Annotated in this window: 11 protein-coding genes; 6 read left to right on the forward strand and 5 right to left on the reverse strand. The window is 46.0% G+C overall.

Annotated features, from left to right (window positions below):
- Window positions 1-4: 4 nt before the first annotated feature.
- From parC to ACLUWI_RS05015, 3 genes are all read left to right on the forward strand, one after another.
- On the forward strand, window positions 5-2,503 hold the full coding sequence (gene parC, locus ACLUWI_RS05005; RefSeq protein WP_412146413.1) for a DNA topoisomerase IV subunit A: 2,499 nt from the start codon (window positions 5-7) through the stop codon (window positions 2,501-2,503).
- Window positions 2,504-2,615: 112 nt separating this feature from the next.
- On the forward strand, window positions 2,616-3,551 hold the full coding sequence (locus ACLUWI_RS05010) for a manganese-dependent inorganic pyrophosphatase (protein ID WP_412146414.1): 936 nt from the start codon (window positions 2,616-2,618) through the stop codon (window positions 3,549-3,551).
- Between the two features lie 91 nt (window positions 3,552-3,642).
- Complete coding sequence (locus ACLUWI_RS05015; RefSeq protein WP_412146415.1) at window positions 3,643-4,839, forward strand: zinc-ribbon domain-containing protein; 1,197 nt, start codon at window positions 3,643-3,645, stop codon at window positions 4,837-4,839.
- A gap of 114 nt (window positions 4,840-4,953) precedes the next feature.
- Here ACLUWI_RS05015 and ACLUWI_RS05020 read toward each other — a convergent pair whose 3' ends face one another.
- The 5 genes from ACLUWI_RS05020 to ACLUWI_RS05040 form a co-directional block, all read right to left on the reverse strand.
- The gene (locus tag ACLUWI_RS05020; protein WP_412146416.1) at window positions 4,954-5,997 is read right to left on the reverse strand and encodes an iron-containing alcohol dehydrogenase family protein; all 1,044 of its coding nucleotides are present in this window, start codon (window positions 5,995-5,997) and stop codon (window positions 4,954-4,956) included.
- A gap of 80 nt (window positions 5,998-6,077) precedes the next feature.
- Window positions 6,078-7,388, reverse strand: a complete 1,311-nt coding sequence (locus tag ACLUWI_RS05025; protein ID WP_412146417.1) for a lanthionine synthetase LanC family protein — start codon at window positions 7,386-7,388, stop codon at window positions 6,078-6,080.
- Window positions 7,389-8,057: an amino acid ABC transporter permease gene (locus tag ACLUWI_RS05030; RefSeq protein ID WP_412146418.1), complete on the reverse strand. Its 669-nt coding sequence runs from the start codon at window positions 8,055-8,057 to the stop codon at window positions 7,389-7,391.
- Window positions 8,058-8,081: 24 nt separating this feature from the next.
- Window positions 8,082-8,864 (reverse strand): transporter substrate-binding domain-containing protein, encoded by a 783-nt coding sequence (locus ACLUWI_RS05035; protein ID WP_169462236.1) that lies wholly within the window; start codon window positions 8,862-8,864, stop codon window positions 8,082-8,084.
- Window positions 8,865-9,287: 423 nt separating this feature from the next.
- A complete protein-coding gene (locus ACLUWI_RS05040) occupies window positions 9,288-10,526 on the reverse strand; it encodes an OFA family MFS transporter (RefSeq protein WP_412146419.1) in 1,239 nt (412 codons plus the stop codon).
- Window positions 10,527-10,757: 231 nt separating this feature from the next.
- On the opposite strand from ACLUWI_RS05040, the gene ACLUWI_RS05045 reads away from it, so the two are divergent.
- The 3 genes from ACLUWI_RS05045 to ACLUWI_RS05055 all read left to right on the forward strand — a co-directional run.
- Window positions 10,758-11,255 carry an N-acetyltransferase family protein gene (locus ACLUWI_RS05045; protein WP_412146420.1) on the forward strand — a complete coding sequence of 166 codons (498 nt, stop codon included), beginning with the start codon at window positions 10,758-10,760 and terminating at the stop codon, window positions 11,253-11,255.
- Window positions 11,256-11,682: 427 nt separating this feature from the next.
- Window positions 11,683-17,598 carry a mucin-binding protein gene (locus tag ACLUWI_RS05050; RefSeq protein WP_412146421.1) on the forward strand — a complete coding sequence of 1,972 codons (5,916 nt, stop codon included), beginning with the start codon at window positions 11,683-11,685 and terminating at the stop codon, window positions 17,596-17,598.
- Window positions 17,599-18,496: 898 nt separating this feature from the next.
- On the forward strand, window positions 18,497-21,600 hold a 3,104-nt coding region (locus ACLUWI_RS05055), incomplete at its 3' end, for a mucin-binding protein (protein WP_412146422.1).

Raw genomic sequence — 21,600 nt, forward strand, 5'->3', positions numbered from 1 at the left:
GTCAATGAGTGAACCAAAAATCGAAAATATGACTTTGGAAGACTTGATGGGCGATCGCTTCGGCCGGTATTCCAAGTCAATCATTCAAGAACGGGCCTTGCCGGATATTCGCGATGGCCTTAAGCCGGTTCAGCGCCGCATTCTGTTTGCCATGAATAAAGATGGCAACACCTATGATAAGGGCTTTCGCAAGTCTGCCAAGTCGGTTGGTAACGTCATGGGTAACTTCCACCCTCACGGCGACAGTTCGATCTATGAGGCGTTGGTACGGATGAGTCAGGATTGGAAGCTGCGGGATCCATTGATTGAAATGCACGGCAACAATGGGTCGATGGATGGTGATCCACCAGCTGCCATGCGTTATACTGAAGCCCGCTTAAGCAAGATTGCCGGTTTGATGCTCAAAGATATCGATAAAGACACGGTTGACATGACCCTGAACTTTGACGATACCGAAAAAGAGCCGACTGTCTTGCCAGCCCGCATTCCTAATCTTTTGGTTAACGGCGCGACCGGGATCTCTGCCGGCTATGCCACCGAAATTCCGACGCACAATCTGGGTGAACTGATTGATGCGCTGATCTATCTGCTCAGTCATCCCACGGCCAGTCTGGACAAGCTGATGGAATTCGTGCCTGGTCCTGACTTCCCAACCGGTGGAATCATTCAAGGCAAGGAAGGAATTAAAAAGGCCTATGAAACTGGTCGAGGACGAATCATCGTACGGGCCAAGACCAGTATCGAGACGCTGCGTGGCGGTCGGCAGCAGATCAATATCACTGAGATTCCATATGAAGTCAACAAAGCCCAGCTGGTCAAGCGAATCAATGACCTGAGGCTGGCTAAAAAGGTTGAGGGGATTGCTGAGGCACGGGATGAGACTGACCGCAGCGGCCTTAGAATCGCGATTGAGCTGAAGCGCGGCGCCAATGCAGAGGGTATCTTGAACTATCTGCTAAAAAACACCGACTTGCAGATCAACTATAACTTCAATATGGTGGCCATCGACAATCAGCGGCCGATGCGGGTAGGTCTTAAGCAGATCCTGACGTCTTATTTGAGCTTCCAAAAAGAGATCATCATGCGGCGGACACGCTTTGATCTGACTAAGGCACAAAAACGGCTTCATATCGTTGAAGGATTGATCAAGGCACTCAGCATGCTGGATCAGGTTATCAAAACGATTCGGGCTTCTAAAAACCGGGCGGATGCCAAGCAGAATCTGATCGAATCACTGGGCTTTGACGATCCGCAGGCCGAAGCCATCGTTACCATGCAGCTGTATCGCTTGACCAATACCGATGTGACGGCGCTGGAAGATGAGCAAAAGCGTCTGAATGATCAGATTGCCGAATTCCAGCTGATTTTAAGCGATGAAAATGAGCTGGCCAAGGTACTGCGTCAAGAAATGCGGGCAATCAAAAAAGAATTTGCCACGCCGCGTCGGACTGAGATTCAAAGCAAGGTCCAAAAACTGGAGATTGATACCAAGGTTACGGTTGCCAAAGAAGACGTGGTTGTATTGGTTTCCAAAGCTGGCTATATCAAGCGCAGCAGTCTGCGATCGTTTAAGGCCTCGAATGTTGAAGAAGACGGCTTAAGAGAAGACGACTACCCATTGCTGATTCAAGAAACCAATACGCTAGCGCATCTGTTCATGTTTACCAACCAAGGTCACCTGATCTATCGGCCGGTGCATGAACTGGCTGACGTACGTTGGAAAGACGTGGGTGAGCACATTTCACAAACAATCGGCTTGGCAGCAGGTGAAGAAATTATTAAGGCGCTGATTTTTGATCGGCTGGACATGCCTGGAACGCTGCTGATGGGAACCAGTGATGGACAGGTCAAGCAGACTGAGTTTAAGGAATACCAGCCAGGATCCCGTTATAAGAGCACGGCGACGGTCTACATGAAGCTCAAGGGTGATGACGCTCAAGTCGTTAACGTCATGTACTATGAGCCAAAAGATAAGTCACAGTCACTGCTGGCAATCAGTCAGGAAGGCTATGCCGTTCGCTTTGACGTAGCGGAAGTACCGATTGCTGGGGTCAGAACGACGGGAGTGCGGGCCATCAATCTGCATGATGATGACAGAATGGTTGACCTGCAGCTGGTCGATGAAGATCAGCATCTGGCCATGGTAACTCAGCGCGGGGCCTTTAAAGAGATGGCCGTAGCCGACATCAAGCTTGGCGCGCGGGCACGACGCGGCGAACTGGTGCTGCACCGTTTGAAGAAGCTGCCGCACAAGCTGGTCGACTTTTTGCCTTATGATGCCGACTATCAAGGAGCCGTTGAAATCATTACCGACCGACCAATGTTCCAAGATGTTTTGATTACGGATCACCATTTGGGAACGGCCCATTCTAATGGTACTTTTGTAATTGATACGGACAGTCAAGGTACGCCGGTTAAGCTGCGTATCAAGCCGCAACCAGCCGAAACGACATCCAGCGAGCAGCTTGACTTTCATAATCTGCATAAATATACACTACAATGAAATTTGATTCCCATTTATCGGCTGGTCGTGCTAAAATAAAAGAGTATTATTAATTTGCGGAAACGTTACAGCAAACGTTTTACGTGATGATTGAATCAAAGGAGTTGTCTTTATGAGCAAGGAATTAGTTTTTGGTCATCAAAAGCCAGATACTGACGCCATTACGGCCGCAATGGCATTTTCATACTTTGAAAACGAACTGGGCTACGAAACGGAAGCCGTTGCCCTGGGCGAACCAAACGATGAAACGAAGTATGCTTTGAACTACTTCAATATGGAAGCACCACGGGTCGTTAAGACGGTTGCCAACGAAACTGACAAGGTAATGCTGGTTGACCACAATGAACCACAACAATCAGTTGCTGATATCGACCAAGTTACGGTAACGCACTTGGTTGATCATCACCGGATCGCCAACTTCAACACGGCACAGCCACTTTGGATCACGGCGCGCCCATATGGCTGTGTTTCCACGATCATCACGGAATTATTCCAAGAAAAGCACATTGAAATTCCTGCCAACCTGGCTGGGATGATGATGTCAGCTATTATTTCTGACACGCTGTTGCTGAAGTCACCAACGACTACTGATCATGACGGCGAGGCTTTGAAGTACTTGGCAAAGGTTGCTGGGGTTGAAGACTACGAAGCTTACGGAATTGAAATGCTGAAGGCTGGTACTAACCTGGCTGCCAAGTCTGATGCTGACATCGTTGACGGCGACGCTAAGACGTTTGAACTGGGTGATGCCAAGCTGCGGATCGGTCAAGTAAACACGGTTGATCTGGACGATGTCTTCGCCCGTCAAGCTGACCTGGAAAACACGATGTCCAAGCTGAACGAAGAAAACGGCTACGACACGTTCATCTTGATTGCTACCAACATTTTGAACAGTGATTCTGATCTGCTGGTCGTTGGCGGCAACACGGAAAAGGTTGAGCAGGCATTCGGCAAGAAGCTGGGCGACAACCACCGGATGAACCTGCCAGGCGTGGTTTCACGTAAGAAGCAAGTTGTACCTCCATTGACGGACGTCTTTGAAGGCTAATCACGCTTAACCAAAAAGCACTCCGCCATTGCCGCGGGGTGCTTTTACTTTACATAATTAAATCAATGAATGCTTTGATGGAGGAAGCAAGATGAAAATCTGTCCAAACTGTGGCAGTGAAGTTTTAGAAAATGCCGAATACTGCACGCGTTGTGGCTGGCATTTTGAAACAAATGCCAATCAAAATGCTGATAAAACGGTTGGCGAAGAAATTAAGCCAGCTTCGATAGCTAAAGAAAACAGTCAGTCAGCGGCAGCTGAACCAAGCAGCGAACAACGGTCATTAATGGATGCGGCTGAACGGCCCCAAGCAACAGTGACACAGCATGAATTGAAAACGGCAACTGATGCTGACCATTCACGAAGGGCTGATGAACCGCTCCAGAGTGCCATGACCCCTAGCCGCGATGATGTTTCAGATAATCAGACAACCGCGGAACAGCGGCATCCCTTGGTTGATGATCCGGCATCAGGAAACAGCAAGCCTGCTAAACCCGATCAAAAAGCAGCAGTCAGCGCGGCTGGTGAAGCCAAAGTCAATCATGAGTCGTCGTCATTCAAGAGTCGTGTGGAAGCCAGAAAGCAATCTGAATCAAGTACGGATGGAGATTCATTTGAACTGACGCTGGATCTTGAACATGCCAAGCAGGGTTTCAAGCGCGCCTGGGACTGGCTGATTGAATCACTAAGGCATCCTGGCGAGTATGAGCAGCCAAGCTGGCGCTGGACCGGCTTGACGATACAGATTATCGAGGCGCTGCTTACGGTCGTGACGCTGAGTTGGCTGGTTGATCATCTATCGGCTAAGCTTGCCCAGCTCGCGTCTGGCTCGTCAATCGTCTTTCATATCAAGGCCATGACGACGGGAAGTTTTTTGCTGCTGTGGCTGTTGATCTTGATTGCTGCCCTATTGATGAGTGCCGTGGCGTATGTCTTTAAACGCTATGTTAATGGTGTTGAAGGTGGCGACTATCTTGACATGATCAATCGTTTGACGTGGACCAGCAACTTCAATGTTATTTTGCTGCTGGTCAGCCTATTGCTGGCTTCATTAACCAGCTCGCTTGGCATGATGACTCTGATTGGCGTGATTTTGCTGACTGCTTTGGGCATGTTTGGATTGGCATTAGCTGATGTGATGCTTGAGACTGGTCCGCAGAAACTCGATCGCATGTACGGCGCGCTGATCGTTTTGGTTATCGATGGCCTGATTGTTTTCGCCGCGATCTCATTAGGCGGCAGGCTCATTAAAGAAATGATCATGGCGCTGATGCTGCGGCTGTTTTAGTTATGAAAGCATAAATCAGCATAGTAAAATAGGTTTCTGTCGGTTGTGAACTGGTAGAATAAAAAATCCTCAACCGATTCGCGGGTGCATTGCGAATCAATTGGGGGTTTTAGCTTAAATAAGCTTGGTTAGCGTCTTGCGAATCGTAGTTGCGGTAATGCCGGGGAAAATCGACTGCATTCTGACGTTGTCGGGTTTGGCCATATATTCAGCCAATGCGTCCAGCTGCTCGGCCTGGGTAATACCAAGGTCAGCTAATGACAAAGGCAGGTCAACGTGTGGATAGTAGGCGCGGATTTCTTTGATCAACTCGCTATCGTTTTCCAGCGTGACCTGAAACAGATTGCCTAAAGCAACGATCTCGCCATGCGTGAAGCGTTGGGGACCGATGATTTTGACATAGGCGTTATAAAAAGTATGGGCGGCCACGCTGCGTCCATCCAGATCCGCAAAGCCATCGACCAATGACGCCAGTAAAAAGATCGTATCGATAAAATTCTGCAGGTCAAGACCGTTAAGCGACCGTGGATCATTTACTTTTAGCATTTCTTCACGGCACCGTTCGATCATATCGCGTGCCAAAGACAGCGAAAGTGAGTTCATTTTGTCATCAGTCAGACGTCGGCGAATTTCATAGTATTTGGCCAGCGTGTCGCCGATTCCTGAACGCAGATATTCAAGCGGCGCGTTTTTCAATAGCTCAGGTTCCAGAACAACGGCATCAACGGGCTTTTTTTCGCGGATGCTGGCAATCATCTCATGGGTTGGCGAATAGACGATGCTTTTAGTAGTAAAGGCCGCGCAGTTGGAGGGGACGGTCTGGACGTTGATCAAGACAATGTTGAGACGGTCACTGACGATTTTGGCCGTATCCATCAGCTGCCCACCACCAAATGCGATAATGCCGTCAGCGGTTTTCAGCCGTTCGGTTAGGCGATCGATTTCGGTAAACTCGCAGCTGCCATTAAAGATTTCGACTGGATAGCGAGTCAGAAAATCAGTCGGCAGATATTGGGGGATGATTTTTAGAACGGTTTGGTCAGTCAAGATGACTGGGCTTTTAAGTACAAATTCATTGATCAGTTCGGGCAGTTTTTTTAATGCACCGGGTTCATTGACATAAATACCGGGACTAAGCCGGATTGTGCGATTAAACATTAAATCATTCCAATCTATAAAATTAACGGATAATTCAAAACCGGCCCAGCATGGTTCAACGCCTGCTTGAGCCGGTTGTTTTACTGGTTTTGCTGCCAGACAGCAGGGTAAGGATCATCGATGAAGCGGTGTGTTGACAGCTGACCATTTTCCACCTCGCCAAGCTGCAGCAGATATGATGCAATCCCGGCTGCGCCATCATAAAAACCTAAGGCCGCGGTAATATTTTGCGGATTCTTCCGTTCAAAGGCCTGCTGCCAGTAAGCAAACTGGTCGTCTTGGGTTGCCCGTTCAACCAAAAGCTTGGCGGTCTGCTGGGCACGTTCAAGATAATCTGGATTGCCTGTTACGAGATAGGCGCCGGTAAACAGCTGCAAGATGCCAGCCGTACCGCAGCAGTAGTTGTCGGTTTCCCAATAGCCAGCCGAACGCTTTTGGGGTGCCTGCACGCGATCAAGTCCCGCGATGGCGGCTGCAAAATCATCTACGGCATGTGCATCAGCGGTCTGCTTGGCTAATTGATAGAAATAGCGCGCCGTTCCCACGGGGCCACCACAGTAGCCGACATAGCAGATATGTTCGGTATCAGGGTGATAGTGCGGTAAGAGCAGTCCTTGACCGTGATTATAGAATTCGTAAAATTCACGAATACCCTTGGTGCCATCAATAAAACGATTTTCTCCCGTCAACTCGGCTAATTTAAGCAGGGTGAACGCCACGCCGGAAGGACCCAGTGGAAAGCCGGTATTGAACTTGCCGATGGGGCCGCCGACGAATTTAAGATCCAAGCCGACATAAAAAGCCTGGCTATTTTCGTCAACCTGCTTGTGAGCCAAAACATAGTCACCAAACTTGATCAGAGCTTCTTGCCAGTTAGCAGTTCGATACTTTGCGCCAAGTCGTCCCAATAACAGCGCAGTGCCACCGTCAGCCACGATGCCAATTTGACCGCTCCAGGAGCCATCCTGCTTTTGATCAGTGACGATGCCGTTTAAAATTTTGGTAATTGCCTGATCAAAAACGGTCTCATGATGTTCTTGATTGATCCAGTCCAATGCCTGCGCCACGCCACTGAGCCCAGTCGTAAAGGCATAACGGCTAAAAGCCTTATCCAGCTGCGGCTCTTTTGCCAACGCGCGGGCAGCCAGCTCGTGACCAGCCGCGACTGCGGTATCCAGGTAGCGTTGCTTGCCGCTGACTTGAGCCAGCTCCAGGTAAAACTTCACGATTCCGCTGGCGCCGGCATACATAGAGGCCTCGTCATAGTAGCGCCAAGGGCCCTTGAACGACTTACTGATGTCCCAGGTAATGCCGTTTGCGGTCTCAACGATATGCTCATCAAGCCAGTTAGCGGTTTTAATCGCAATTGGCAGATACTGATTCTTGCTCATTTAGGCAGCCTCCTCGCCAAAACGACGTGCCAAGCGTCTTTCTAATAATTTCTGCAGCAGCGTATATACATAGATCATAATTACATACCAGATTCCAACGACCAGGTAGACATCGAAGTATTCAAAGTTTTCCGTTGCCAACAGTTTACCGGCCCCAAAGATTTCGGTCACGCCGATTGAAAATGCCAGTGACGTTTCCTTTAGCAGGCCGACAAAGGTATTGCCAGCCGGCGGGATAATAACGCGAATGGCTTGCGGGATGATGATCTTGCGGTAGACCAGTGATTTGGACATTCCTAATGCCAAGCCGGTTTCCAGTTGGCTTTTAGCTACCGACGCAATTCCCGAACGGAAAATCTCGACCAGGTAGGCACCTTCTTTTAGCGCTAGGCAGATGGTCGCGGCAATGGAAGCCGGCACCAGGGAGCGACTGTGCAGCAGCTGTGGCAGTCCGTAATAGCCAACGAAGAAGATAACTAAAGTCGGGAAACCGCGAAAAATTAAAACATAGAAGTCAACCAACCAGCGACTGGTCTTATGATGCTGACCAATGCTTAGGATTGCCGCGACAATGATGGCAAGAATCATTGCCGCGACTGCCATTAAAAGGGTTACCGGAACATATTTGCCGATTTCTGGAAAAACCTTAAGCATATAGGAAAAATCCATTTCTATTCCTCCATTGTTTTTTGCTTAGTCGTTGCTGATCGATTTTTTGGTAACGTCCTCACCGTTGTAGTACTTCTTAGAAAGTTTTGAAAGCGTGCCATCCTTTTGCAGCTTGCGTAAGGCCTTGTCAAATTTCTTTTGCTTTGCCTGGGCTTGACTGTTTTTGGCAAATGGGAAGGCAGATTTGTTCCAGCCAACTACGCCCTTTAAAATTCGCAGATCGAGGTTTTGCTTTTTGATGGTTTCTTCCAGGAACTGTCGCTGGTTCAAAACCCCTGCAACCGTGCCATTGTTGGCGTCCGTAAAGATGGCGTTGCGATCATCATATTTTTTGATTTTGATCTTAGAGTCGTACTTTTTCAGCAGATCGATGTTGGAGGAACCAACCGTTGCAGAAACGGTTTTTCCTTCCAGATCTTTAACCGTCTTGTACTTAGAATCTTTTTTAACCGCAATTTGGGCCGGGTAGTAAGAGTAGACTGGCGAGAAATTGTATTTCTTTTGACGTTCAGGCAAGACCGTTACCGAATTGGCGATCGTGTCAATGCTGCCCTTGTCTAATTCACCGAAAAGACTAGGAATATCGCCAACAACCTTGAACTTGACCTTATCGCCCATTTCTTTGGCTACGGCCTTGGTAACGGCAACGTCAAACCCAGTCAGTTTGTCGCCTTTTTTATAGGAGGTTGGATAGGTCTGTGCCGTAGTACCAACCGTTAAAGTCTCAGCATGAGCAATAGGCGCGGCAGCAACGGTTCCACCTAAGGCAAGCGCGGCAACGAACAGTTTAATCTTGGAAAATTTCATGTTTAAAAACCCCTTAAAAATTGAATAATAGCAGTAACCAACAAAAAAGGCCGTGACTCCATCGAAGGAATCACGGCCTGGTTGCCTGTCTGGATATGGCAAGCGTTTGTAGAGGATTAACGCCCAATTACACAAGTCCAGATTGATTCAATGATGGCATGTCAAACAGTGCGCGGCACATTACAGTACAGCACATGCATTGACAGCACATCATGGAATCAAACTTGATCATAGCGTTTAAATCCTCCTTTCGAAAACCATTGCAAACAGCATACCGATTATTAGTGACAATTGTCAACAACAAAATTAGAATTTTCAAAGAATTATGCAGGGCAACAGTCCTAAAAAAGCCATTATAATCGAAAGACAGTTGCCGGTTTCGCGTTACAAAAAAATTATTTTGTCGTTTTTAACAAAAACAGATTATTTTACGTCAGCAGCTTCTTTAGGAGTGACGAAATCACGTTGAATCCAAAGCGAGATCAGCATGGCGATTACGTCAATCGCGATAAAGGCCAGCAGCGTGACGTAGTAGTTGTGCAGAACTTGGTGCGTGAAGGAAAGCAGTACGGGACCGACCATACCGGCAACCGCCCAGGCCGTCAGCACGTAACCATGGATGGCGCCCAATTCCTTGGTACCAAAAACATCACCGAGGTAGGCGGGGATGACGGAGAAGCCAGCGCCGTAGCAAGAAAGCAGCAGACACAGAGCAATGGCAAAAATTGCGGGTACCTGACAGAAGATCAAGATAATCAGCATAATAATGTCGATGATAAAGATCAGGCTGTAAGTCAACGGACGACCAATCCAGTCAGAAAGCGTGGCCCAGGCAAGGCGACCAAAGCCGTTGAACAGACCCAAGATACCAACCATTACGGCTGCCGTGGCCGCGCTCATTTTGGTCATTTCTTGGGCCATTGGCGAAGCGGCGGAAACCAGGCCGATTCCAGTCGTGATGTTGATAAAGAACATCAGCCACAGGAAAGCAAAAGTTCGGGTTTTAACGGCTTGGTTGGCAGTCAGCTGTTGACCGTTCGTCAAGCTGACCCGGGAGGCTTTTTGGGCAATTGCGGTTGGCAGTTCATTAGGCCGCGGCTTCTTGATGAACTGAGCGGCAATCAGCATTACGACCAGGTAAAAGGCGCCTAAGACGTAGAACGTAGCGGAAAGACCGATGCCAGCCATCAGCTGCTGAGCAATTGGACCCGTCAGCAGCGCGGCAAAGCCAAAGCCCATGATGGCCAGGCCAGTTGCCAAGCCACGCTTGTCGGGGAACCAGCGGATAATCGTGGAAACCGGCGTCACGTAGCCAGATCCGAGACCCAAGCCGCCGATAACGCCGTATGCCAGATACAGCAGCCAAAGTTGGTGCGTGTGAATAGCGACCCCCGTCAGCATGATGCCTGATCCGTATAAAACAGCGGAAATAGTACCAGTAACGGTTGGGCCGAACTTTTCGACCAAGCGACCCATGAAAGCGGCTGACATCCCCAGACAGAAGATGGCCAGACTAAATGCAAATGATACCGAAGCTTCCCGCCAACCGGTTTGTTGAGCGATCGGCTTGGTAAAAACGCTCCAGGCATAGACGCCGCCAATCATTAAGTGCAAGACGACACCAGCGAAGGCGACGCCATAACGATTCCTTGTCTTAGTCATAGTATTCTCTCTCCCTTATATTTTTAAACACGAACATTAATGAAATTAAACTTTATAAGATTCGGTGTATTGCTACATTAACATGTTGAATTGGCAAAATCAACGGCAAAAAGCGACTTCTAACCGAACTTTAATCTGAAAACCTTTCCATTGGATGATCAAGGAGGAATTTGCTAAAAAAAGAAAGCTTTTCTATAATTTGACAAAAATAATAATGAGGTGAGCAGCAAATTGAGTCTTCGTTTTGAGACGGCCAGACATGAAGATCTGCGCCGAATTGTCGAAATCTATAATCAAATCATTCCTTCGCGTCTGGCAACAGCTGATCTGGAGCCGTTAATGACTTCAGATCGCGAGGCGTGGTTTCATAATTTTACGCCAACCCATCCATTATGGGTCATCAGAAGCGATGCCGATGAGATTTTGGGATGGGTAGGACTGGAGCCGTTTTACGGACGGCCGGCTTATGAACACACAGCCGAGGTTAGCATTTATATCGATCAAAACGCGCGGCATCAAGGCCTGGGATCGCAGGCGCTCCAGTTTGTGATTGCCCAGTTGCCAAGTTTAAACGTGACTGCGTTGGCAGCTTATATTTTTGGGCATAACCAGCCGAGCCTTGGTTTGTTTAAAAAGTTCGGTTTTGAGCAGTGGGGTTTTTTGCCAGCTGTCGCGGAGCTGGATGGCCAGAAACGCGATTTGGTGATTATGGGGCAAAGATTCGACTAGCAAATCAGATTTTATTAAAAAGCCTGAGTCGTAGCAAAGAAACGGCTCAGGTTTTTTATGTAGGCTTGAAAATAGAAGGTTTTTAATTTATCAGTTGAATAATTAATTATTTTTGAGTAAATTCTGGAAGCGATAAGATTTTGAAGAGCACGGTAAGGTAGTTACTACAGATACTAGTTTTTGACGGATATTTCGAAAGAATGGCAAAACGTTTATCAAAAAATTTATCGCAATATTGAAAACGTTTTAGTAAACACTTAATATATTTATTGGCATTACATGTAAACACTATCACTATAATTGTTACAAAAGGATAATAGTGCTAATATCTAAACAATTAGCTGTTTCTATAGTAACGATTAGGGCATTGACTACTTAGAAATTGCTGATTTCGGAGAATTTTTGATTTAAAGGATAGTGTTCTTAATTGGTTTCGAAAAATAATTATCGCCTGATGATGGAAAGATGTTTCAGTCATCAGCAGCATTGGGGATTACGCAAACTAAGCATTGGGGTTGCTTCGGTTTTGCTGGGTACGGCCATTATTACCCAAGGTTCAGCTTATGCCGACACGCAAACCAAACCGGCCGATTCATCTGAAAACAGCGCGGATAAAACGGCTGATAATTCAATGATTTCGGGGAATACATATGTTTTAAAAAGCAGTAATGTTTCGTCTGTTGACAGCGGAGCACCAGTCAATGATGGAACGCCGGCAGCTTCAACAAGCAATGCGGCGTCAGCATCGCCAACGAAATCGGCGGGCACCGACTCGTCTGCTGTTAATGGGGAAGATCAAGACATCAATGGAGTGCCAACGACCTTTACGCGTGCGAAATCAGCGGTAACCGGCAACAGTGACAATAATCCGACTAGCAATGAGTCAGGGGAGTATTGGCCTGATACTAAGGGTACTTCAATCAAGAACTACGGTAAAACGACATCGACTGATTTTTCAACTGATAAAACGGTTTCAGAGAATGCGGTTATTGATCCCTCAACAATCAAGGGCTACGATCAAGAATATAGCGATACGCCAAATTTGATGCATAAACAGGATCTGCATCTGTACGTCAACGGTAAAGAAGTTGATATCAATACTTTGCAGGATGATGATAGCTTAAATCGTAATTCAGAATATCCCAACCATAATTCAAAAGGTCATGCTCGTCTGATCAAAACTAGTGATTTTGGCCCGAATACATATTTCTACGCGCGCAATGCCGTGCAAAAGTACAATCAAATAACGGGCGAAATCGATCATTATGATGTCAAATGGACGTTGGAATCGGTTAACTATGCAAATGAGCAAGCCTTACTGGCATTTGGAATTAAAGGAATTTTGGATAGTGGCGGCAATCTGTTATTTAATGTTGGTTCTGGCTGGCAGGTAGCTAAAAGAGGCAATTTTGCCAATACGCACCTTCAATTTTTCAAAGAGATTAACGCTGATAATTTCGTTAATCAAGATGGCACCTTAAAAGAAACGGTTGCCGATGCGATTAAGAATGGTGATATCGCTGCAACTGCTTTGAAGATTCATGAAGGTTTTTTGGATTTGGATAGTGACGAAGCAATTGAGATAACCGAGAGCACTGTCAAGCATGTCTTAGTTGACGATTCTTCGACTTTGGCCTATCAAAAAACAAGTGACGGATATTTAGCAATTACGCGAACTTATAAAGATGTAAGTAATCATGACCCTAAGTTCGGTAATAGTGATAGTGTAGCGGTCCTGCTTGAATTAGACGTACCAGAAGAAGGATTTGATCTTTCAATTGCAACGACGGGGCCGTCAGTTAAAGGTGAAATTAGTGGTGGCAGCAAGGTTGCGCCAGCCGTGTTGGATACGGCAGCTTATTTAAAGACTTTGACCGTTAATTACTATGCGCTTGATGAAAACGGCAATTCGACTACGACTAAGCTGAAGGACACCAAAACCGCGCGTAACTTTATCGGTAAATCATATGGTCTTCAAAATACTGATCAAGACCGAGATGGCAAACAGGATGCTTTTGATTACTCGGCGCCGCAAGAAATTACCGACCAGGATGGCACGACTTGGAAATTAGTTGAGACGAAGACGACTGGTAACAATCTAGAAAATCACACATATCAAGATTGCTTGAACGTCATTAATTATTACTACCAAAAGAGCAAAGTTAGCAAGCAGGGTACAGAAAGCGTCACTTATAAGTTCTATAGTGACCAAGAAAAGACTACGCTGGTCAGAGAAATCACTAAGACGCCAGACCAAGATGGCAAGTGGCGGATTGAAGAGACCGTTTATGACGGTCAAGGCAATGAGACTCACCAATCCACAATTACGGACAGCCTCATGGAAGGTTTGAGTGCCGATCAAGCAACAGTTAAATTTACTGGGACCGTAAACTATGACGGCAATGGCAAAGTTACCGGCACAACTTGGGATGCAAACGACAGGACGTACGGTACGATTAAAACGCCAGCAGTTGAGGGTTACACGGCAGATAAGGACAGTGTTGGCGGAGAAACGGTATTACCTAATGATTCATCACTTAACCGCGTGTATGAAGTTGTGTACACTCAGAATCGGTACAGTCTGACGGAGAAATTCGTAGACGAAGATGGCCATGAACTCTTGTCAAATGTTTCTAAAGGCAGCTCGTACAAAAACGGTGATGGCTTTAACGTAACTAAGGATGCCAAGGTAATCCCCGGCTATGTTTTAATAAAACAAGACAACACCAGCGACAAGTTTGGTAATGGCGACCAAACGGCGACATTTATTTATAAAAAGGTTGGCAAGCTGATTCCAGTGGATCCAGACGGCAAGCCAATTCCAGGTGCGGACACGCCAACCTACAAGAATGATCCAACCGATCCAACCAAAGTCTTGAATCCAACCGTGCCAAGTATTAATGACTGGCAACCAAAAGATAATCAGCCAGGCGATTCAATTACGCCAAAAGACCCAACCCAAGACACGCCAGTACCATACGTTCAAGTCGTTTCCGGCACGATTAAGTACATCGATGACATGACGGGCAAGAAACTAAGCAGTGAAAATCTTGCAAAGGGTGCAGTTGGTTCCAAGATCGACTATCAAACAGCTGACAAGATTAAAGACTACGAAAACCAAGGCTACGAACTAGTTTCCAACAACTTCTCTGATGGAAAACAAACCTATACCAAGGAAGGTAATGATTTTGAGGTTCATCTAAAGCATGCCACGAAGTCAGTTACGCCAGATGATCCAGCTACGCCAGGCCAGCTAATCAATCCTAAAGGCGATGCCAAATATCCAGATGGCGTTGCCAAGAATGACTTGACTGCTACGGTAAAGCGGACAATTAACTATGTCGATGAAGATGGCAATAAGGTTGATGGTGCTCCAGACGGGACTAGCTCATACGTTCAAACTGCTGAATTTACTCGGACTGCCATCGTTGACAAGGTAACCGGCAAGATCCTTGGTTACGACACAGACAATGATGGCAAGGTTGATACTGAAAGTGCAGACCGGGCATGGACGCCAACTGAAAAGACTTTGGAAGCTGTTAAGTCAGCTGACCCAAGTTCAGTAGGCTACGACAAGGTTGACAAGTCAACGGTTGAATCACTGCTTGTAACTCCAGATCAAGATGACACTACCGTACCCGTAACTTACAGCAACAACCAAGTATCGGGTACGATCAAGTACATTGATGACACTACTGATGTAGAACTTGATAGTGATAATTTGCCAAGTGGTAAGATTGGTTCAACAATCAACTACAAAACGGCAGATAAGATTAAGAGCTACGAAGATCAGGGCTACGAATTGGTATCCAACGATTTCACTGATGGCAGTCAGGTCTACAAAAAGACTGGCAATGACTTCGTGGTTCATCTAAAGCACAAGACGCAAACCATCACACCTAACGATCCTAATCCGGTAACACCGGGCCAGCCAATCAACCCTAACAATCCGAACAGCCCAGTTTACCCAACGGAAGTCGATCATAAGAATCTGGCCAAGGATGCCAGCCAAACGATTCATTACATTGGTGCTGGCGACAAGACGCCAGCTGACAATGTTGTGACGCAAAAGGACGCCTTCACGCGGACGGTGACGATTGATAAGGTAACTGGTAAGATTCTTTCGATAACGCCATGGAGTACTAAGACGTTTAACACGGTGAATACGCCAGTCATCGATGGCTACCACGCCGACAAGAAAACTGCAGGTGGTCTGACGGCAACGGTTGACAAGCCAAATGTGGAAGACACAGTGAAATACGCGCCAAATGGCAAGCTGGTTCCAGTAGACGAAAACAATACGCCAATTCCAGGTGCGGACACGCCAATCTATAAGAATGATCCGAACGATCCAACCAAAGTCTTGAATCCAACCGTGCCAAGTATTGATGGCTGGAAACCAAAAGACAATCAGCCAGGTGAATCGATTACGCCCAACGATCCAACCCAGGATACGCCAGTACCATACATTCAAGTCGTTTCTGGCACGATTGAGTACATCGATGACACAACGGGCAAGGAATTAAGCAGTGAATCGCTTAAAAAAGGTGCAGTTGGTTCTAAGATCAGCTACACTACTAAAGACAAGATTAAAGACTACGAAGACCATGGTTACGAACTGGTTTCCAACAACTTCTCTGATGGAAAACAAACCTATACCAAGGAAGGCAATGATTTCGTAGTTCATCTGAAGCATGCGACTAAAGAAACGGTAAGCTACAAGGACGCTACCCAAACCATCCACTACATGGGTGTGGGCAGCGACACTCCCGCTGACAAGATTCAAACTGAAAAGAATGCTTTCAGTAAGACGGATACGATTGACAAGGTAACTGGCGAAGTAACCAAAACTACTGGCTGGATTGGCACAAAGACTTTCGGTACGGAAAATACGCCATTTGTTAAGGACTACCATGCCGACAAGAAAACTGCTGGTGGTCTGACGGCAACGGTAGATAATCCAAACGTGAAAGAGACGGTGAATTACGCGCCAAATGGCAAGCTGATTCCAGTGGATCCGAACGGTACGCCAATTCCAGGTGCAAATACGCCAACCTACAAGACCAATCCAAATGATCCAACCAAAGTCTTGAATCCAACCGTGCCAAGCATTGATGGCTGGCAGCCAAAAAATAATCAGCCAGGGGATTCAATTACGCCAAAAGACCCAACCAAGGACACGCCAGTACCATATGTTCAAGTTGTTTCTGGCACGATTGAGTACATCGATGACACAATGGGCAAGGAATTAAGCAGTGAGCCGCTTGCAAAGGGTACAGTTGGTTCTAAGATCAGCTACACTACTAAAGACAAGATTAAAGACTACGAAGACCAAGGCTACGAACTAGTTTCCAACAACTTCTCTGATGGAAAACAAACCTATACCAAGGAAGGCAATGATTTCGTAGTTCATCTAAAGCATGCGACTAAAGAAACGGTAAGCTACAAGGACGCTACCCAAACCATCCACTACACGGGTGTGGGCAGCGACACACCTGCTGACAAGGTTCAAACTGAAAAGCAAGCCTTCAGTAAGACTGGCACGATTGACCAGGTAACTGGTAAAGTAATCAAAACTACTGGCTGGACTGGTACAAAGACTTTCGGTACGGAAGATACGCCGGTTGTTGAAGGCTACCATGCTGATAAAAAGACAGCTGGTGGACTGACGGCAACGGTAGATAATCCAAACGTGAAAGAGACGGTGAACTACGCGCCAAATGGCAAGCTGGTTCCAGTAGACGAAAACAATACGCCAATTCCAGGTGCAAACACGCCAACCTACAAGACCAATCCAAATGATCCAACCAAAGTCTTGCATCCAACCGTGCCAAGCATCGATGGCTGGCAGCCAAAAGAAAAGCAGCCAGGCGAATCAATTACGCCAACCAATCCTGGTAGAGACACACCGGTAGTATATGTTAAAAAACGTCAAAAACCGGTCATGCCAGTTATTCCGGAGCAGCCTAAGAACCCAGCTGTACCAAACAATCCAGAACAGCAGGGAACGCCAAATCAGGCTGATAATTCAAAGCAGCCAACAATGCCAACGACGCCTGATCAGCCAAATGATTCGATTGTGCCAAACGATTCAAAGCATTTGGCAACATCGACACCTCGCGATCAGTCGATTTCTACTGTGCCAGGCGATTCAACGCAACGGGCAACGGTAAGTAATTCTGTGACGGTTGAACGGTCAGTAGCTGCTGATTCTGAAAAAGAAGCAACGCTGCCACAAACCGGTAATGATGAAACTCAAGCAAAAGCTGCCATGGGACTGGGCTTAACCAGTTTAGGCACAATGATGGCAATGCTTGGTCTGAAGAAACGTCGTCATAATTAATCATTAAAAAACGGAGCATTTAGAAAACAGGGATGCTCCGTTTTGTTTTTGACTGAATTTAAAGCGTTTACATGTCGAGTGGCAGCTGCTATTCGGCATGTTTTTGTTTTTAGAAAAAATTACTATATGCATGATTTGGTATTTATAGTGAAATGCTTTTTTACAAATTTTAAATGCATATAGTTTAATCTTTTACTCATTTTGAAAATTTATTAAAAATAAAAAAGGCGAGACGGGGCAAGAATGTCTCGTTTCACCTGGGATTTCAAGAAAACCAAGTCTCGTCGCCGCGAACGAGTAAATGACAAAAAGTCAAACTTGGTGATTTATGTCGGGCAGCAGCATCTTTGCTATGTCACCATAAAAATGGGAATTTAGCGGCTTAAAACGCATTGATGTGCTGAGGTGGGGTAGGTCATAACTTAGGAGTTACGAACCCCATTTTCTAGGCATGTATGCACATAAAGTAAAACCATATGAAATTCTTGGAAAATAAGCTTCACTTAGTCTAAACCTTATGTATCATACTGCTTTTGTACTTTCAAGCTTAATGTTTATTGATCAATAAGTCAATGCTTTCTTAAACATATATACTAATTTACTTCAAAAAATTTCACATCTCCTAATAACTCATAACTCCTAAGTTTTGATTCTTTTTAATTTTGCAAATAACGTAAGCGTTTTCGAAAAAAGTATCTTGCTTATTTAAAAAATTAAGGAATTAAAAACGACATTCGAAAGTAACGAGAACTTCGGGAAAAAGGAGGAGTTATTTAAAAAGGAAAATTCGCTGCAATTAATTTAAAAAATTGCAGTAGCAAATGCCAATGATTATTGGCGGCTGAATAAAGGTTGATTTTTCCATAATGAAAAAATTTTAAGGGAGTGTTTTAGTAATATGGTTGGGAAAAATAATAATTATGTAAGGGAAAGCAAATCAAATGAGCATTTTCAACGGTTCGCACTGCGTAAACTGAGCGTTGGGGTCGTCTCAGTTGCCGTTGCGGCTGGTTTTTATTTAGGCAGTGGTGCAACAGCACAGGCTGCAACTACTGAGCCGGATACATCCGCAAAGACTGAACAAGTTGTACAACAGGACACAACTTCAGCTGCCAGTGACACAACTTCAGCATCTAATGCCAGTGCAGCCGTTTCAGCAAGCAGCACAGTGCCAACGAGTGCTGAGCCCGTTTCTAAAGTTACCGCCTCTGATTCGGCCGTATCTGCCAGTTCAGCTTCAGCCAGCCAAGTTTCAGCTGCTAATGCCAGTGAAAGCAGCAGTCAGCCGGCATCCAGCTCAGTTGCCAGCAATACCGCAGCTACTGTAAGCAAAGACTCACAGGCGGCTAGTGAAGCCAACAGTCAAAGCGCTGCTGATACGCAAACAGTACAGTTGCCAATGTCGGCCACCAGTGCCAATGAAAGCCAAGCAGCCAACGCTTTGAATGCCCAAGCCGTTCGACAGGCTGCCAATCAACAGGCGCCAGCCGGATTTACGGTTACTGATCCAACTTATCCAGCAGAAATGTATAAAGATCCAGATGCCAGTCACTATACCTACTGGTGGGCACAAAGCTCGGATGGCGAGTATAACCTGGTTCTTTCAACTGATCGGAATGGTGATGGCAAGGTTCATGTCTTCTTGCTGGGCAACAATAATAATGTTTTAGGTGAGTACACGGTTGATAAAAATAAATCAACAGAAGTAATTATTACAGAAGAATTTACAGGTAAATTTAAAAAGTGGTATGTAGAACGCAGCTTTGGTACGGTTTACAATGATGGCCAGTCAGGTGTTTTTGTTTCCTCTAAGCACAGTCGTCTTATTTTACCTTACAATGATACTTGGAAGTCAAAGTTCAACGTTTTTGACCCTAAGGCGGGCGAGGATGATGGAGACTATGGCAGTATCAGTTTCATGATCCCACAAGTAGAAACGCAGACGACGACTTATGTTAATAGCAAGGGTGATACGGTCAGCGACCCCGTCATTCAAAAGGGTCTGGATGGTCAAAGCTATACAACACAGGGCGGTAAGGTAATTAACGGCTATTTTGCCAAAGAGCCATCAAATGCTAATGGCTACATGTCGCCATTTGGCAAGCAGGGTGCAACCTATGTAAAGGACATGCATGATGGGTATAAAGCTACATTTAAAGAAACTAATACCGCAACCGGTGAAATGTGGGTTACAGTCACTGATGAATATGGGGATGTTGTTGACCAATTCAATCTAAAATATGGGGATACTCATTACGTTGAGAAAGCTAATTGGAACATTCACAGCATCTACATTCCACAGACGATCAACATTCAGTATGTTTATGAAAAACTTGGCAATCTGATTATTGATTCTGATTCCAAGGCTTTTCCAGCAGATGATAAGACAACCAAGCAGTATCCAAACGATAAAAATGACTCAACCAAGGCCGGTAATGTCACAATTCCAAAGGTAGCCGGCTTTACGCCAACGATCGATGGCAAGGCGGTGACAAACTACACGTTTAACCCTGCAGATTACGTCAGCGACCTGAGTAAGGATATTAATGTTGTTTATGTAGCTGACACGCAAGAAGCCCAAGCCCTTTTCTATGATGAAACGACGGGCCAGTTGATTGATGGTACGCGGCAAGTAGCTACTGGCAAGACCGGTGAGGCAATCAGTTTTACCAAGAATCCTAGCGAAATTGTCAAGGAACTGGAAGCTAAAGGCTATGTCTTTGATAAGGATAATGCGAAGAATAAGGTCTTTACCACTGGGACTACTTATGACAATGATTCGACGGCTCACCAATACTTCAAGTACTACTTCACGCACGCTAAGACGATCGTTACGCCAGACAATCCAAAGACGCCGGCTGATGTATTGCCAGACAACCCTGGTAAGAATTACCCAAGCGGTGTTGCCAAGGATGATCTGAACAAGACCGTTACGCGGACGATCAACATCAAGACGCCAGATGGCAAGACGCAGACGACTACGCAGAAGGCTGAATTTACGCGGAGTGCAACGGTTGATGAAGTTACCGGTGAAGTAACTTATGGATCATGGTCGAATAATGTTGTTTTGGGAAGCGCTGACGTACCAAACATTCCTGGATACACGCCATCCACATCTGTTCCAGAAATTACAGTTACGCCAAATGACAAAGACATGACGATCAACGTTACGTACCAAGCAGATCAGCAATTTGCACACACGGTCTACCTGGATGCTGACGAAAACAATGCTCATGTTCCAAGTACGCCAGGTGGCTCACTGCCTGATAAAACGGTAATTCAAAATGTTGAGATCAAGGGCGTAACTGGCGGTAAGATTGATTACGCGTTTGATGCTGCGCACGATCAAAACTACGCTGCTATCTCCAATTACTACAACTTAAAGAGTGTTGATGTGCCTTCAACATTTGATAACGATGATGATAAGGATCAAATCGTTTACGTTTACTTGACTCACCGTACCGAGGATGTTTCTAATACCGATCCACAGGCTAAGACAACGGCAACCCGGACCATCAATGTTACGACGCCGGATGGCAAGACTAGTTCTGAAAAGCAGATAGTTAACTACAAGCGGACTGCCACGGAAGACCTGGTAACCGGCAATGTTACTTACGGTAAATGGCAAGCAGATGGTGCCCCAGCTTGGCAAGAATATACGCCAACACCTCAAAAAGGCTACACGACGCTGATTGATGGTGTAGCAGGCACTAAGGTTGATCAAAAGACGCCAGCATTTAATGGTGACAAGCCAGTTGACGAAACGGTTAATGTTACGTACCAGGCTGATGCCCAACGTGCTGTAATCGAGTACATTGATGGCGAAACTGGTAATGACTTGCAGAAGCCTGACACAGTTGATGGTCACACTAATGAAACTATTGATTACAGTACTGCTGCCACGATCAAGAAGTACGAAGATCGAGGCTATGAACTGTTCAAGGACAACTTCCCGGCTGGTGAGAAGTTCGACAACGATGACAAGAATGTCCAAACCTACAT

Origin of the sequence: Limosilactobacillus mucosae, assembly GCF_046939755.1 — a bacterium.
Classification (GTDB): domain Bacteria; phylum Bacillota; class Bacilli; order Lactobacillales; family Lactobacillaceae; genus Limosilactobacillus; species Limosilactobacillus mucosae_A.

Coding starts and splice junctions, on each gene's coding strand:
- ACLUWI_RS05025 (WP_412146417.1), bottom strand. CDS start 7,388: ATGAGCAAGAATCAGTATCTGCCAATTGCGATTAAAACCGCTAACTGG.
- ACLUWI_RS05030 (WP_412146418.1), bottom strand. CDS start 8,057: ATGGATTTTTCCTATATGCTTAAGGTTTTTCCAGAAATCGGCAAATAT.
- ACLUWI_RS05010 (WP_412146414.1), top strand. CDS start 2,616: ATGAGCAAGGAATTAGTTTTTGGTCATCAAAAGCCAGATACTGACGCC.
- ACLUWI_RS05035 (WP_169462236.1), bottom strand. CDS start 8,864: ATGAAATTTTCCAAGATTAAACTGTTCGTTGCCGCGCTTGCCTTAGGT.
- ACLUWI_RS05040 (WP_412146419.1), bottom strand. CDS start 10,526: ATGACTAAGACAAGGAATCGTTATGGCGTCGCCTTCGCTGGTGTCGTC.
- ACLUWI_RS05020 (WP_412146416.1), bottom strand. CDS start 5,997: ATGTTTAATCGCACAATCCGGCTTAGTCCCGGTATTTATGTCAATGAA.
- parC (WP_412146413.1), top strand. CDS start 5: ATGAGTGAACCAAAAATCGAAAATATGACTTTGGAAGACTTGATGGGC.
- ACLUWI_RS05015 (WP_412146415.1), top strand. CDS start 3,643: ATGAAAATCTGTCCAAACTGTGGCAGTGAAGTTTTAGAAAATGCCGAA.